This window comes from Psychrobacillus faecigallinarum (assembly GCF_014836595.1).
In the GTDB taxonomy this organism is placed as follows: Bacteria; Bacillota; Bacilli; order Bacillales_A; family Planococcaceae; genus Psychrobacillus; species Psychrobacillus faecigallinarum.
Map to the genome: position 1 here is coordinate 1 of NZ_JACSQO010000020.1, position 14,950 is coordinate 14,950.

At 36.6% G+C, this 14,950-nt stretch carries 17 protein-coding genes; all 17 read right to left on the minus strand.

The window, feature by feature from the left end; all coding sequences use genetic code 11:
* Positions 1-156: 156 nt before the first annotated feature.
* Positions 157-2,388: a phage tail protein gene (locus H9650_RS20095; RefSeq protein ID WP_191697988.1), complete on the minus strand. Its 2,232-nt coding sequence runs from the start codon at positions 2,386-2,388 to the stop codon at positions 157-159.
* Entirely contained in the window at positions 2,385-2,780 is a 396-nt protein-coding gene (locus H9650_RS20100) for a distal tail protein Dit (protein ID WP_191697989.1), read from the minus strand. The genes H9650_RS20095 and H9650_RS20100 overlap by 4 nt, the downstream gene beginning before the upstream one ends.
* Positions 2,780-6,607: a tape measure protein gene (locus H9650_RS20105; protein WP_191697990.1), complete on the minus strand. Its 3,828-nt coding sequence runs from the start codon at positions 6,605-6,607 to the stop codon at positions 2,780-2,782. Before H9650_RS20105 ends, H9650_RS20100 begins: the two co-directional genes overlap by 1 nt.
* Positions 6,608-6,736, minus strand: a complete 129-nt coding sequence (locus tag H9650_RS20715; protein ID WP_263619347.1) for a hypothetical protein — start codon at positions 6,734-6,736, stop codon at positions 6,608-6,610.
* 29 nt (positions 6,737-6,765) lie between these two features.
* On the minus strand, positions 6,766-7,239 hold the full coding sequence (locus H9650_RS20110; RefSeq protein ID WP_191697991.1) for a hypothetical protein: 474 nt from the start codon (positions 7,237-7,239) through the stop codon (positions 6,766-6,768).
* Between the two features lie 251 nt (positions 7,240-7,490).
* The gene (locus H9650_RS20115) at positions 7,491-7,787 is read right to left on the minus strand and encodes a hypothetical protein (protein WP_191697992.1); all 297 of its coding nucleotides are present in this window, start codon (positions 7,785-7,787) and stop codon (positions 7,491-7,493) included.
* Positions 7,788-7,790: 3 nt separating this feature from the next.
* Positions 7,791-8,000 carry a helix-turn-helix transcriptional regulator gene (locus H9650_RS20120; protein WP_191697993.1) on the minus strand — a complete coding sequence of 70 codons (210 nt, stop codon included), beginning with the start codon at positions 7,998-8,000 and terminating at the stop codon, positions 7,791-7,793.
* Positions 8,001-8,204: 204 nt separating this feature from the next.
* Complete coding sequence (locus H9650_RS20125; RefSeq protein ID WP_191697994.1) at positions 8,205-8,792, minus strand: phage tail protein; 588 nt, start codon at positions 8,790-8,792, stop codon at positions 8,205-8,207.
* The gene (locus H9650_RS20130; RefSeq protein ID WP_191697995.1) at positions 8,792-9,226 is read right to left on the minus strand and encodes a hypothetical protein; all 435 of its coding nucleotides are present in this window, start codon (positions 9,224-9,226) and stop codon (positions 8,792-8,794) included. Before H9650_RS20130 ends, H9650_RS20125 begins: the two co-directional genes overlap by 1 nt.
* Positions 9,223-9,621, minus strand: coding sequence for a hypothetical protein (locus tag H9650_RS20135; RefSeq protein ID WP_191697996.1), 399 nt, complete (start codon positions 9,619-9,621; stop codon positions 9,223-9,225). The genes H9650_RS20130 and H9650_RS20135 overlap by 4 nt, the downstream gene beginning before the upstream one ends.
* Entirely contained in the window at positions 9,608-9,958 is a 351-nt protein-coding gene (locus tag H9650_RS20140) for a phage head-tail adapter protein (protein WP_191697997.1), read from the minus strand. Before H9650_RS20140 ends, H9650_RS20135 begins: the two co-directional genes overlap by 14 nt.
* Positions 9,945-10,250 carry a head-tail connector protein gene (locus H9650_RS20145; protein WP_191697998.1) on the minus strand — a complete coding sequence of 102 codons (306 nt, stop codon included), beginning with the start codon at positions 10,248-10,250 and terminating at the stop codon, positions 9,945-9,947. Before H9650_RS20145 ends, H9650_RS20140 begins: the two co-directional genes overlap by 14 nt.
* Before the next feature lie 4 nt (positions 10,251-10,254).
* On the minus strand, positions 10,255-10,509 hold the full coding sequence (locus H9650_RS20150) for a hypothetical protein (RefSeq protein ID WP_191697999.1): 255 nt from the start codon (positions 10,507-10,509) through the stop codon (positions 10,255-10,257).
* Positions 10,510-10,553: 44 nt separating this feature from the next.
* The gene (locus H9650_RS20155) at positions 10,554-11,717 is read right to left on the minus strand and encodes a phage major capsid protein (RefSeq protein ID WP_191698000.1); all 1,164 of its coding nucleotides are present in this window, start codon (positions 11,715-11,717) and stop codon (positions 10,554-10,556) included.
* 6 nt (positions 11,718-11,723) lie between these two features.
* Positions 11,724-12,518 (minus strand): head maturation protease, ClpP-related, encoded by a 795-nt coding sequence (locus H9650_RS20160; protein ID WP_191698001.1) that lies wholly within the window; start codon positions 12,516-12,518, stop codon positions 11,724-11,726.
* Positions 12,505-13,647 carry a phage portal protein gene (locus H9650_RS20165; protein WP_191698002.1) on the minus strand — a complete coding sequence of 381 codons (1,143 nt, stop codon included), beginning with the start codon at positions 13,645-13,647 and terminating at the stop codon, positions 12,505-12,507. Before H9650_RS20165 ends, H9650_RS20160 begins: the two co-directional genes overlap by 14 nt.
* Positions 13,648-13,667: 20 nt before the next feature.
* A partial coding sequence (locus H9650_RS20170) for a terminase TerL endonuclease subunit (RefSeq protein WP_191698003.1) occupies positions 13,668-14,950 on the minus strand: 1,283 nt, incomplete at its 5' end.

Consider the following 14,950-nt stretch of genomic DNA (forward strand, 5'->3'; position numbering starts at 1 on the left):
AAATTGTTTGATTCATATTCTCTCCCCCTTTTTCATTTTAAATTATTCTAAATAAAAATGAAAATATGAAATGACATATGAATAATTTTAATTACTGTAAGTGTACAATCTATTAGTTTTTTATGAATTAATAGCCATCCTATTTTTGTATAAGATTTAACTAATATCATTATTTGCTAATACAGACGTGACTACCCCATCCACGACTTGTACTAAATTACCATATTGATAAGCCAATCCATAAGCCACTGGATATAATTCTGTCGTTTCTTCAGAAGACTCAAACACAATATCGTTCATAAAATCATCTCGAAAGTTTGAAATGTTTGTGATAAATTTTAGTGATATACAGCTGAGACCTTTAAAATTTTCCTTTGTATTCCCTACAAAAGCATACATAACATCCTTTGTCTCAACAGGTACTTCCTTTAATACAAAGTTCACTCCATATGCTTTAACAAATGAACCTGGAGTAATTTCATTGAATGGCAATTTACTAATAATAACTCCTAGATGAGTATAATCTAACTTCATCATGTTTCCTTCGGGGGTCATGCCTTCCATTGGAATGGACATATTACCAAAAATCCCAGGATCATATTCTATTACTTGGGTCATTTCTTGTCCTTGCATGTTTACAGTAGCAAACACCGTTAGGTAGTAATTTTTATACTCCTCTTTGAGAGATACAAATACACCTGTTTCCGACTCGGAGACTTCATACACGACATTGGCTTCAATCGTATTCGAATTGCCGTCGATATAATTTAATACGTATGGTGTACAATCAATATCTCCGAGCGATAAACAATCTACATTACCTACTCGAAATTCAGAAAGCTCGGATTCTTGTTCAATAGGATTTTCTCCTACGGATACTCCAACCAGAAAGGTTTGTTTCGCTTTAGTAGTCGGGTGCATGACTGCTATCTTAATGGAACCTTTTTCAGTCATTGGAAATTCCCTTTTGATGATGACTTGACCGTTTGCATCAAAATGTGATGACCCTCGAGTGTACACAATTACGTTTACATCGTTATAAATTGACACTGCTTTAATATAATCCTTGTATTCCTTTTTAACTTTGATTGTAATTGTATCTACTTTATGTTCAATAAAGAGATCTGCGCCTTCTCCACCGTTAGAGATATTCAAGCCATCTAGATAGATACATTCCTCATTTCCAACTAAAAGAGATTCTAGCCAATAATCCTCAAAACTCTCAGCTGATATGTCCTCCACATTCACGAAGTATTTACGCTCTTCACCTGTGCTTTTTGAAGTTATAATGACTTCTACAGCGCCAGATGTACCCCTTGGAAAATCGCCTTCAATTACAAGTCTTCCGTTTAAATCGAATGCATGTTCATTGTAATTTGAATATTGACTACCCGAAGAATCGAATAAACTCAGAGAAATTGTATCTCCAATATGTTCTTGTTTAACTTGTAACGTGACCACCGGTACTTTCTCGTCAATCTCGACAAGTGCGCCATTTTTCTCTAAATCATCTTCATAGAGGACGTTTGTATCACCGATTTGGAAAACCTCTAGCCATGTATCATTCGTTTTAGTAATAGCTTCTTCTTCATCCCTCATGTACTCCGTGAAATCTCTAATATATTGCCCTACTGTAACGGTAGGAAGTTGCCTTTGAAAAGGATTATATTCAATGGCAATAATTCGTTCATTCGTATTGATACCTAGTACATTATCGATGATGCCTATTGTGTCCCCAATTTCAGCAGCGGAAAAGTCTAATTCATAGCCATTAATACGAGATAAATCCACTAAATCTAATTCGTACGCGGTTGTACCCTCTACAAAATCGATTTCCTCCATGACACCAAGCAAATTCACACCTAGTTCAACATCAAGATTTTTGTCAGAACCTCGTTGATGCACAAGATAAACTTCGAAGTTATCGAAATGTAGTTCGCCACCAAATAAATTAGCAACGTCTATTGCTTGTTGTCTCTTATCTTTTTTCTTCGTCCGGTAGTAGGCGAAATTAGTAGAAATACAACTTTTTAGCGTGAACCTTGTACCGCTAAAAATGGAATTAAGCATACCTTGCGCGGTTGATTCTATTTCCCAATCTTCTTCATAGTCACCCTCAATTATCAGCTCGTAGGACACATGCTCGCATTGTACAGACAATGTTATACTATCACTACGACTTTTTCTAAGCTTTTTAATTTGATAATACTGTTCGTTTACTTTCACGAGTACATTAGTATTCAAATCTGATTTAGCTTCATAATGTGCTTCAAAATTCAAAGAATACTCTCCATTGATTTCTTCTTTTATCTTCGGTTCATTGACGACTTCCACAAATCTAATGTGACTGAGCGATTGTTTATTTACTAATTCAACTTGATAACTCATGAGGTAACCTCGTATGGATCACAACGAAAGATTACGGTAAACTCGCCATAGCCGGAAATCCGTTCAATATCTATTTGACTGGTTACAATCGCCTTATAGGTATAGCTTGGATCATCATCAAATACGAGTGGTTTCTTTTCAAGTGTCGAAAGCCATTTTGCGATTTGTCTGCAATGATTGTGGAAAGATTGTCCGTTTGGTTCTAACAAAAAATCGACTTCCACGTTTATATCCTTGAAAGTCGGTTTATCTGTATTAGTAATTACGATAGCACCATTTCGTCCTGGAACTTCTACAAATGTTATATCTGGCTCAGCCATCAGAGGGCGACGAGTATCAGACACATCTAACCCTACAGTATTACAATGTTTACCGTTGAATGTTAAGCCCATTATCTTCGCCCTCCTCTTTCTCTGACTTTGGTATAATCGCCTAATTCTCTAGCAATCTTTTTAATATCTGCTTCTTCACGCACATGGAATACAGCCCCATCTAGCATTTTTTCGAAATTGTAGACTGTCTGTTGTCCACTGATATCTTTTCCAGTAGCTGCATAAATGGCATTGCCAATAGCGCCTAACACTCGTTCATTCAGTGGTAAAACTGCTTCTGGGCCCGCTTCACCGCCAACAAATGCCGTATTTCCATTACCTCCGAATAAAGTTGGACGTGTCATGACGCCCCCCTTCGCAAACCACTCAATGTCAATCTCCGGGAAGCCTTCACTGAACCACTTCATCGGGTTTAAGCTACCTTTTTTAATTTTAAATTTAGGCATCTTTAATTCTGGCCATTTAAAATTGAACTGGAAGAACGATTTGATTTTATCGATTGCATTCTTAATTGCATCTCGTGCTTTTTCAATCGGTCTTGTGATACCATCTTTCAGTTTACCGAAGATTTCCACCGCTCTGTCTTTTAAACTAGTAATTTTGCCTACTGTATTGGTAAAAATGCTTTGAAAAATACTTATGGTGGTTTCTCGTACTCTACCAAAAATTTCGGAAGTCTTAGCTTTTATTGCATCCCAATTTTTGATTACTAAAGCAACTAATAATCCTAAAGGACCGGTTAGAACCGCAAGTAATGTTGGACCCCATTGTTTTAGGAAATTTACTAAACCATCCACAGACTTTTTGAAAATATTTACGATGCCCTTCCACAGGTTCGCAAAGAATTCAGAGATAGAATCCCAATGTTTGATGATTAGAGGTACAGCAATGGTGAGAGCAGTAATGATCCATCCGACAGGTCCAGTCAATGCACCAAAAGCAATTCTTAATGCAGGAAGTATTTTAGAACCTAAAGTTAATAAAAATGGGCCTAACTTAGATAGGATACCTAGCAATCCCGTCCCACCTGTACCCCCACCAAACAAGGAGACCACACCTAGAAGAGCTGGGCCTATGGCGGCAAAGGCTCCTATTAATATCCCTATAGCGCTACCTATTGCAACAATGGCTGCAGTAATTTTGGGATTGTTGGATGCCCAATTCGCTAATGCACCGACCACATTTGCTATTACAGTAAATAATGGATCGAGCGCAACGATTAAATTCTCTGTTGCTTCTCTTAATTGAACAAGGCCACTTGTTTCACCAATCTGATTAGCTGTATCGCTTACACTTTGTTCGGTTTTTTCTAAATCTTTTAAAGCATCATCAGCATTTAACACAGAGTCGATAATATTTTGCCCTTGATCTTCCCACATCGTTCCAAAAAGCTCTACGCCAATCGCATTCTGTAGAGTGGCATCTTCAATGCTATTGAGCCATTTGACCATGTCCTCAAACGCTTGAGAACCTTCTTCCCCACCTTTTGCAATTGCAGCACCCCAAGACTCGAGTTGCTGTTCAATCGCTTTAAACTCAGCTGTGTCTGGAGGGTTTTTAGCAAGTTCCATTTTTTGCTGATTCATTGCTCGGTAGGACTCTAATTGAGCTTGGTGGGATTCTTGTACAGCTGATAATTCGGTACTTAACCGTTCATTTAATAACTCTTGTCGACTTTGGTGTTCTTCTCTTAATGCATTTAATTTTTCTGCATTCACTTCACGGAAGTTGTTTAATTCTGCCGTTTGATTTTCTTTTAAGAGTTTTAACCTTTCTTTATTACTCTCTATGAAAGCCTTCTTTTCGGCTGCTTGCCTTTCAGATAAAGCCTCTTTTTCCACTTCAATCGCATTTTTTGTTTCTTCTTTACGATTTTCCGTTTCTTCTTTGAGAGCTTCCTTTTTCTCATCATAAGCTTCATTGATAGAATCTTTCTCATCTTTTAAAGCATCAATTTGTGCTTGTCGTTCCTCTTTTATTTTTTCAACACGTAAACGCTCATCGAAATCTTTCAGCTCTTTATATGCTTCTTGCTTTGATTTAGCATCTTTAGCAGTTCTTATTTTCTCTTGTAACTCAGAGCGTTTACTGGCATTTTCTCTATTTTTTCGTATCTTTTCTTCTGCTGCAGATACCTTGTTGATATTATTTATTTGATCTTCAATCGCTTTAATTTGACGATATTTCTCTTCGTCTATAAGCTTTAACTTCTCATTGTATTCTTTATCTATTAATGCAATTTTATCTTTTGAAGCTTTTTCAAATGCTTTGACTTCTTGATCTAATGATTTTTCAATTTTTTCGAGTGATTTCTCATACGATTTAACTTGTGCTTCATATTCGTTCTCTAAGGATTTTTCAAGCGCTTCTTCCTTATCCTCATAGGAATCTTCCACAGCTTCATATTGTTGTTCTAAAGTTTTTTGAAGTGCCTTTTTTTGATTTTCATAGGATTTAGATATTGCTTCGTAACGCCTACTAAGCGATTTCGATAAAGATTTTTCTTGGTTTGCAAAGTTGGTTTCCATTGCTGATATTTGTTCTTCAGACGCTTTATTTGTACTTCCCACAACATCCCTTAGATTATCTTTAAACGATTCAGATAAACCGCGTCCCATTTCAGTTGCTTTAATACGTCCTTCTTTCAAACCATCCAAAAGGTTATCTATATTCCAAGAATTCACTCCTGATGCGGCTGCTAAAATACCCTTTATTTCTTTAGCCTCGTACCCAGCCCGTCTAAGTTGTGAGCCATATTCGGCTATTATGTCTAGCTGTTCAGGAGGAAACCCGATTCTTAGTAATGAATTAACAAGATCCAATGCTTCCTGGTCTGAGATTTTCAGTTCTTTTCCGATTTCGTTTGTTTCTTGGATTAATTCCGTAAAATCAATTCCATTGTAAGCGTAAGCAATGGCGGCAGCACTTCTAACTATAGATGCATTTGTTTCATCACTTGCCTCTTTGTTTAATGCAAATTGACGACGTAGTCCTTCTAGTGCCTCTTCTCCGTCCACCCCATATTTCTTCACATCTGCAAGTGCCTTACGAATGCTTGCTTTAGATGATTCAGGGACATCGAATGTAACATCAATCTTTGTTTTTAAGTCATCCACATCAAGGGCCTTAGCCACGGCTCCTGCAATACTAGCGCCTGCAAGAATACCTCCTAAGGCTTGCAATTCATTCCCTAATTCTTGTACACCTTCTTGCGCTTGATTTGCCTCTTGCTGTAGACGTCCCAATTCCTGTCGTACATCTGTAATACTGGAACCGCTATCTAATGTTCGTAGAGTCTGTTGGACTTGATTTAGGTCTGTATTTGCACCCAGGGCGGAACGACTAACTTGGTTAAAGGCACTGTCTAATTGCGTGGCGCTTGCTCGACCTTGTTGTATTGCATTTACCAAGTCGGAACCTAACTCATCGGCAAATTGGTCCACAGATGTTCCAGTAGCATCAAATAGACGATTTAATTGTGTTAGTGAAGTCGCTTGTTGTTCTTGTGCTTTTTGTGCTCGTTGTAAAGCTTGTCGAGTCTCCGTTATGGAATTAGCTGCCTGTTGCTCCGCGATTTGATGCCTTTTGAGTTGAGCTTCTAATTTAGCAACTTCTTGGGAACTTTCTCCCCATATTTGTTTTGCTTGTTCCAGTGCTTGTGAAGTTTCTTGTGTTTTTTTCCGGTGTACATCATAGATTTGTTGTAAGCTATTCAATTTTGCTTCCAGCTTGTCGGTACTAGAGGCTGTATGTTTCATTTGTTCTGCTTGCAGCTTCATCTCTTGACGCAATTGTTTGGTTTGGTCATCCATTTCCTTTATAGCTGAATTAAAATTCTTGTTAAAGGCTTTAAAGGTGATATTAATTTCGTTATTATTTCTCGCCATTTATTTCACCTCCTGGGGACTGTTCTGCCAACCATCGAATGCTAACTTACCATTGTAAATTCGCTCTACACTTGAAATTGGAGAATGCCAGAAGGTTTCCGAATCAATTCCAGAAACTAATACATACATGACGTATCTGTCCTCCACACATTCCACACTTAATTTAGGAGGCTTGAATTTTTTTTTTCACTTTTTGTGCTTTGTTGTAAACCTTTCGCAAATTGATTAGGATCGTGTGACACTAAATTCGTAATTAAATTTGCATAAAGCTCAATCGTTTCTGCCAAATCGTAATGATATTTCTCCACGAAGCTATCGAATGTTAAGTCTAGATTTTTATTCGCTCCAAGGACTCCTAGAAAAACAACCGCAATCAATTTTTGCTCATCAAACATATTCATTAACTGCAAAGTGCTTTCCTCATCCTTTTTTTCTATAACCGATTGTAGACCCATGATTTTAAGTAAATCTTCCCATAAGCTTGTTTCTATCAAGCCTGTTTCAAAACCACGTTTTACGGATGCGTTTGTTAAAAAAGCAGGATAGTTCTTTTCATTAATAAATCGTTTTTCAAATTCTCCTTCGACTTCCACAATTTCAAATTCTTTTAAAGTTACCTTTTGTACTTTCATGTTATCCCTCCGATTTTAATCAAATAAAAAACCCTCTCGAATAGGAGAGGGCTACGCTATGCAATTATTTAATTTAAGATTATGTTAAAGGTAAAGATTGATTCAAAATACACATAAAAAATGAGCTAGGATATTTTCTCTTGACTCATTTTACTTTGATATTTTTTTCTAAAGCAACCCGGTAGTTTAATAAGAAAAAGCCACCTCTAAAGGCAGCCAATTGTTCTGTTAAAGCACGGTTATCTTTCAAACTATACTCTTTTTAAAGAAAACAAATAAATGGAGGAGGCTATGCTCTGAACTAAAAATACAATCATTACTAAATAAATAAAATTTTCTTGTTGGACCAACTCAAATGTCCTAACTAATATAACACTGCCAATAATTCCAGCAAACATTATGGAATATGAAAGGTTTTTTGTTTTTAGTAATATCATTGTACCTCTCTCATCATTTAATTCCTTGCTCTTTTCTATTAACAACTTATAAATTTCAGAAAAAATCATAAGAACTACTAAGACAAAAATTAAAATCGATATAACATTCATTGACTACAACTCCTTTTCTTCACTATAAGTAAATACTTCAGTAATACTTTGTTCTAATGCATTAGCTACTTTGAAGGCAAGAATTAAAGACGGGTTATATTTATTTTTTTCCATTGCTACTATTGTCTGACGACTAACTCCGACTGAGTCAGCTAATTGTTTTTGAGTTAATCGTTTTTCAGCTCTAAATATGTGTATCTTATTTGCAATCAAACTTTCACCTCCACTCAAAATGTAATATATTTTTTACAATAAGTAAAGTTTTTTTTACATTTAGTCGAATGAAGTTGACATTTTTATATATAGAAGAAAAAAGAGTAACTTGAGATATACTCTAAGTTCCCTCTTTAATTTCGAAAATCGAATTTTCCCAACCTCATAAAAATCTACCTTAGCCTTAAACATAGCCTAATTTAATTAAGGAGTATCTGGTGCTGCAATTAACGTACGGTTGAACTCCGTGTGCCATTTATCCGCAATGGTGGGATCTTCTAACTCAGGAACAAGTGCTTCATAATAGAATTGACCAGCTGAATCCGCTACAGCAGAGAAAGTTAGTTCTAACAGAGCTAACTCTTCTTGCGTTGCGTCGATGGATAATGTTAAACCAGCGGAGTTAGAAGCTTTCGGGAAGGCAATTAATTTCGTTACCTCTTCGAATACATCCACAACATCTGCTGTCCAGACAAAATCTCTACCGAGCGAGCCTTCACCATATGAGTAAATTCCTGGCTTTAAACCATCATTCGTAAGACCAAAGAAATCACGAGCCACTGTTACTGGAATGTGAGCACTTACTGATACATTTAATTTAGTAGTAACAATTTTTTCTTTCGTAACAACCCGGCCTTCTTTTTTCTGTAATGTAGATGTCTCTGGTTCAAATGAGATGGTCCCTACACTACCAAACTTCTCCCCAGGTTGTTGTGTACCACTCTTTATGAATTGAATGGATGAATTGACAATACTCCAAGAATCGAATTCTGTGATTGTTTGTTTTGGCATTACATATTACCTCCTATTGTTTCGATTAATTTCCCATGTAATTTTGCGACTATTTTTGGAACGGCAACACCAGTTGCACGCTCGGTAAAACTTTGTTCTACCTGCCCCCGACCTTCGTCTGGAAATACAAGATAACCAAAGGAGCCTCTTTTATTTGCAGCTCCCCCTCTAGACTTGAGCATGAAACCTAGATGTTCTTTTTTACTTACAGACCAATTGGCATCTTTCGCATGCTTCACACTTCCGTGCTCTCGATACCAAGGAGCATTTTTATTACGGTTTGATTTTGGAATTAAACGAGTAACATTACTCTCCAATAATTCAATCCCACCTGTATGCAAGGTTTCATTTATGACACGTTCAGCATGATTGGGAAGCTGTCGAATGCGATTTTCTAACTCTTGCAACTGTCGGTAATCCATTTCGAATATCATACTTTGCACCCCGTAACGATTTTGCGACTATACTCAAATATCACACGGTCCACAAATTGGTCTGTTTCTTTCTTCTGCAACCGCTGTTTTGTTGTCCTGTTTAATGAAAAACCCGGAACATCTTTTAATGATAGAATAATAGCCACTGTACGCTCGTCTAAGTCATCTCTATTCTCCGAGTAATAGTAGACAGCCACAGTCTGCGTAACGCTCTTTAAATCGTCATTATTGGAGATATCTAACGTCTCATAGACGAAACAATGATAATCGTTTTGATAAAGCTTTTCCTCTTCATCCTCTGCAATTTCATCTTCAAAAAGTGGGATGTTAAACGTTTCTAAAGCCGTTTGCATTTCTTCAATTTGCCTTTGCATGTACTCTTTAATCTTGCTCAATCGGTCCCACCTCCTGGAGATAAAAATACAAAAAGTTTTTAGGGCCATCGGAATCACATTTAATAACATTGTATTCAGTTGAATTTACCACCATCGTTAACTTACTTTTGTTCACATCTCTTAACTGTGGAGGATAGAGCGTCTTAATTTTAATATCCAGTGTTTTGGACATGATTTGAGCCAGTTGATAGTCCTCATCCCTCCTGGATATCTCTTGATAAGCCAAGCGTCCTTGTGGAATGAATTCATCGCCTATCCGCTTACCTTTTTCAGACCGCTTGGTTTCCTTTGTGCCGTATTGAGCAAACCCATCATTCAGTGCGCTATATTGTGCCATCTATAATGTCCTCCGCAACTTTGTAAAGCCTAAATTGAAGATTTATAATTTCAGATTTAAAGTTTTCTTCAAACTCCTCAATTACATGGTTTCGCATATAACGACAACGATCTAAGAGCAATTGACGGTTTTGTCCATCATCCACAAAGTCTACGTCTGTACCAGCAATGGATTTGAAATAAGAAATAGCACGGTCAATCATTTTTTGAATGTCTGGATCTTCCTCATTCCAAGTGATACGTAAATAAGACTTAACTTCATTAAGCAAGTCCTTTTTCTCTAACTCATTCATGGAATCACTCCTTGTCTTTAGGAGTTTCTACTTTCGAGTCGTTTTCATCTGAAGTACCTGCTACTTTTTCAACTTTTTGTTCTTCATTAACTACTTCCTCGATATAAACTTTTTTATATTTATTTTTCGTCGTAGACAATTCTTCCAACCTTGCTTTAGTCGCCTTTTCTCCCTCTTTCGGATAGGAATCACCTACCACATACACATGGCCATCATGCTTCGTTTCTTTGAACTCTCGAACTACCTTGTATTTTTCCATTTAAATACCTCCTAGATTTTTATAAAGAAAAAGAAACCCCTATTTTAAGGAGTTTCTGGTTGTGTACCAAAGCCGAATTTAATATCTAAATCATAAAGTAAAGCTGTTTTGTTATCTTTAGGTCTTCCGTTGGCAAATTGTTTCATCGTATATAAACGCGCATCTTCGATAGCAAGTGTTTCATCAAATTTATTGATTTTATATCCGCCTGCAATTGCTGCTAAATATGCTCCTTGTACAAAGAATAAAGCTTTACCCAGTGGAATCTCCTCTGACTCAACAGGTTGGATGTTGTAAGGTAAAGAAGTAACCCACTGACCGTTAGAAGTTTGAATGGTATTACGGAATTGAACTGAAATAGCGTCAGTAGGATTTACTAGCATCACAACTTTATTTGCGACTTTCCGGGCTTTTCCTTTAGCATCCACAGATAACTTCTTGATTACATCATGTAACTCACCTGCTACAATTTCACCGTATTCTGAAGGTGCAAAAGTCAAAGTGCCGACTGGAGTTTTATCAGTAATAGCACCATTTTCAGCAACATCTTTCATTAATCCGATTGGCTCATCTTTTGAAGGACCGCGACCGTTTACAAGACCGTATTCCATACCCACTGAGTATGATTCAACTAATATGTCACGAACGTATCGATCCACATACTCTGGTCCTAATTCCAACATATCTTTTGGAATCACTGCGAAAGCTGTTAACTTAAGTTGAGAGATAGTCTCTTCACGGAACGCTGCAGAAACCTGACCTTTAATTTCACCGAACAGTGCTCCCCAAGCATAAGCTTTAGTTGGGTCACTATAAATGTATCGAGTAACTGCCCCAAGGTCTTTTAATCCGATTACATCTAGTAAAGGATGTTCTGCTTTTAAGTCCTCGAAAACGCGTTCTTGTGTTGTAACTGGAAGAATTGTATCCTCATTAAACCCGCCACTTGCGATTACTTCGTTATAGAATTTTCTTTCTGCAGAAGTTAACACATTTTGACCACGTGAAGCTAATATTTGTGCGTCATGCACTTCGTTGCGTGCTTCCGTAGTAATTTGTTCTGTTAAATCTGTCTGCAAAGCCGTGAACATATCGCTAAATGCATTTTCTAATTGTTCAGGAGTTGAATTATCATCCTTCATAACATTCATATAAGCTTGTTTCTTTGTTTCAAAGTTTTCCATTTTACCGTTTAATTTTATTGTCATAATTTGTTACCTCCATTTTTTAAGTAAATTAAAAGAACCATTTCCGTTGTCTTCCACAGTTGATGTTGTGGAGGAAGGTGGATCAGGTTCTTGGATTTGATTATTTGGTTTTAAAATGTTTTTTAATTCATTCATGATTTGTTGTTTGTTTTCAATCGTATTAATAGGTTCAACCGGATCCTCGTCCGTTCCACCTGCAGCCTTATCAGCAAATCCATGTTCTACAGCTTTCTTAGCACTAATCCATGTTTCAGCATCTAGATTAGCACGCACTTCTTCACGACTTAAATTTGTTTTCGTCATATAGATATCAATAATGCCTTCTTCAAGTTCTTCTAGAATGTCGGCTTCTTTACGCATCTCCGTTTTAGTTCCCCAAACGATGTTAGAAGCTTCATGATACATAAACATTGAACCTAATTCCATGATTAATTCATCTGCCGCCATTGCAATAACAGATGCAGCTGAACACGCCCAACCATCCACATGGATAGTCACCTTCCCTTCATGGCGTTTCAAACGGTTAAAAATTGCTATCCCGTCGAAAGCATCACCACCTGGACTATTCAAGTTAATGATTATATCATTGGTGCCAGCTGCTTTAATCGCTTCGTCAATATCATTTGCTGAGAAGCTTTCATTCCACCATGAAGCTCCAATAACACCGTAAATCGTAATTTCAGATGTTTTTATTTCTTCATCATGTACTGCATTAAATTTTTGCGGAATTTCTTTCAATTTCTCTACATGCGATTGATTCTTAAATATTTTATAGAAATCGTCTCTATTAATTCCTCTCATTCTTATTCTCACCCCCTTTAGTTGACTCGTAATTTTTGGTCATTACATACTCTTCTAGCAATGGATTGTCCACTGGCTCATCACCCAATTTCACACGAATTTGATTGCCGTTATAAACGCCACTAGCTCGTAATTTATCAACTGCATCTGCAACCTCAAGGGCATTTAATTCTGAAATACCTTGTACTTTTATATTTTCGCCTTTAAGGTAATTCTCTTTTTCTATTAATTTCGCATTTAGTTCGTCCGATATTTTTTTATTAAGTGGTCCTATGCAAAACTTAATATAAGCTTTGATTGCTGTTTCATATTCTGTCATGTCACCGTGAATAAGTGAAACTGGTATTCCTAAAATTATCGCAACTTCATTTACTAAATCACGTTTCAGTTTCGATAGTTCTTCCACAGATTTGCCGTTGTTGTCGCCTTTCGCAACTTCCGTGTATTTGAATCCTTTTAATTGCGGCACGATAGCGACCGTGTTATTTTTGAATGATTTGAATAACCTATCGATAAAATTCTGTAATTTACCCTGATTCTCTTTATCCAAAGACTGAGTAGATTCGATATCGACAGTACCGCGTATTTGATTATTCCGCATGTTTATTTCAATCATCCGTCCAAATAAATCACCATAGTCATCAAACATACCTTGCATAAAGGTAGTCAATTTTTCGTTGTTGTATGGAATAAAAATTACTTCATCCATTTTAAATGTGCGATTAAATGTATAGTCTTTTACTGTTACATTGCTAAATACATCAGGGAAAACAGCGTATTCTTCACGGTCAAAACTATCTGCAATCAATAGATCATTGCTATCTGTTAAAATAGCTAACACTTCATTTTCGTGTATCAATTTAAAAACAAAGTCCTGCCAAAATTCAGCAGCGCTTTGATCAGTATTTGGACGTATGTTTAATAAGTAATCCCAATCGTTAATCTGCCTTTTCCCGTCTTTCATGAATCGAAAATCGGATTGCGAAATAGCACGACCAATGAAGTTAATACACGTTTCTAGAGCCATCTTTTTTAAATATGCACGATGTGTAGGTTCTTGAAATAAATCTAAATCAAACATGGATTTGATCTCTTTATTTTTCCTTAACTTATCAGTTAACCATCCCATTTTACATTTTCACCCCCTCCCTAGAAGTTCAAAGCGTCAAGCAGATCTAATGCTTCACCAATATCTGTTTCGTCTTCGAGTATGTTATCCGCTTGCCACAATGCATATACAAATGCTGTGAATCCATCCGTTTTTCTTCGCACTTCATCTTTTTTCAAGAAATCCTTGTTACCGTCATTTTTGACTTTTACAACTATGTTGTTTGTATTCCATCTCATAAGAGGGTTATCTCCGAAGATGATTCTTTGTTGAGCAAAGAGCATTTCAATTCTGGGAGCAAGCTTTGCATATATAGCATGCGGATTTTGAATATATAGAACGGTAAATCCTGCGTCCTCTAATGCACGCTTTACAATGTCTAGACGAAAGGTGTCACCGATAATTGTATTTAATCCATATTTTTCTCTCATTTCACAAAAATAATTGACCATATATTTAATATCTATTACCGGTTCATCAAGCAAAGTAATTAAAGCCTTTTCTTCCCATTCATAAATGGGCGGTTTTAAATTGGCTTCTTTGATGAAATCACGTCTAGCAAATTGGTGACTATCCCAAATGTAATCATCCCCTTGTTTGAAAAGTACACCACATGCTGTAAAGTCTTTAACAAAAGAAAAGTCGATAGCACCAACACATGTTTTCCCTTTTAATTTTTCATAAGGTATGGGCCGGTTTGTCGCTTCAATATCTTTCCAAGAAGCAACTTTAACTGTGTTGTCTTCTTGCGGAAGGTTCATCCTTTTGGCCATAAACTCCGGGCGACCAGATGGATCATCTTCTAAATCTAAATATTCATCCATAATCGTGTCGAACAACTCTTCTGCATAATCACTTCTTGGTTTGCTAAACATCGGATTTGCTTTTTCCCACAATTCGGGATTATCAACTTCATCCTTACTATCCATTTTACAAATGAAAACAAAACGATTATTTCGCTTGCTGCCACCGCTTAATATTTCTAAACATTGCTCAATAAATTTATCAAAAAAACCACCACGGACATGACCGTTGGTGGATATATAAATTCTTCGTCTATGTTTCACCTTCCCTAAACCAGAGCTAAGAGTATTAATTAATTTCGTATCTTCATAGATGTGCCATTCATCAAATATTAAGCAACCTGGTCGACCGCCATCTTTTGTATCCGCATTAGAAGTTCTGAATTTAAATTCAGCAAGTGAAAATTTTCCGGTTATTTTTGTTTTAGTCCAGGAGAAGAAGGACTTCATGAAATTCTTATTTTTTTCTTTCATGTTATAGACTTCTTTAACCGATGTTTCCGCCTGGTCCTCACTGTTGG

Coding starts and splice junctions, on each gene's coding strand:
- H9650_RS20150 (WP_191697999.1), bottom strand. CDS start 10,509: ATGGAAAAATACAAGGTAGTTCGAGAGTTCAAAGAAACGAAGCATGAT.
- H9650_RS20145 (WP_191697998.1), bottom strand. CDS start 10,250: ATGAATGAGTTAGAGAAAAAGGACTTGCTTAATGAAGTTAAGTCTTAT.
- H9650_RS20165 (WP_191698002.1), bottom strand. CDS start 13,647: ATGGGATGGTTAACTGATAAGTTAAGGAAAAATAAAGAGATCAAATCC.
- H9650_RS20160 (WP_191698001.1), bottom strand. CDS start 12,518: ATGAGAGGAATTAATAGAGACGATTTCTATAAAATATTTAAGAATCAA.
- H9650_RS20140 (WP_191697997.1), bottom strand. CDS start 9,958: ATGGCACAATATAGCGCACTGAATGATGGGTTTGCTCAATACGGCACA.
- H9650_RS20100 (WP_191697989.1), bottom strand. CDS start 2,780: ATGGGCTTAACATTCAACGGTAAACATTGTAATACTGTAGGGTTAGAT.
- H9650_RS20105 (WP_191697990.1), bottom strand. CDS start 6,607: ATGGCGAGAAATAATAACGAAATTAATATCACCTTTAAAGCCTTTAAC.
- H9650_RS20125 (WP_191697994.1), bottom strand. CDS start 8,792: ATGCCAAAACAAACAATCACAGAATTCGATTCTTGGAGTATTGTCAAT.
- H9650_RS20715 (WP_263619347.1), bottom strand. CDS start 6,736: ATGTATGTATTAGTTTCTGGAATTGATTCGGAAACCTTCTGGCATTCT.
- H9650_RS20095 (WP_191697988.1), bottom strand. CDS start 2,388: ATGAGTTATCAAGTTGAATTAGTAAATAAACAATCGCTCAGTCACATT.
- H9650_RS20155 (WP_191698000.1), bottom strand. CDS start 11,717: ATGACAATAAAATTAAACGGTAAAATGGAAAACTTTGAAACAAAGAAA.
- H9650_RS20130 (WP_191697995.1), bottom strand. CDS start 9,226: ATGATATTCGAAATGGATTACCGACAGTTGCAAGAGTTAGAAAATCGC.
- H9650_RS20110 (WP_191697991.1), bottom strand. CDS start 7,239: ATGAAAGTACAAAAGGTAACTTTAAAAGAATTTGAAATTGTGGAAGTC.
- H9650_RS20115 (WP_191697992.1), bottom strand. CDS start 7,787: ATGAATGTTATATCGATTTTAATTTTTGTCTTAGTAGTTCTTATGATT.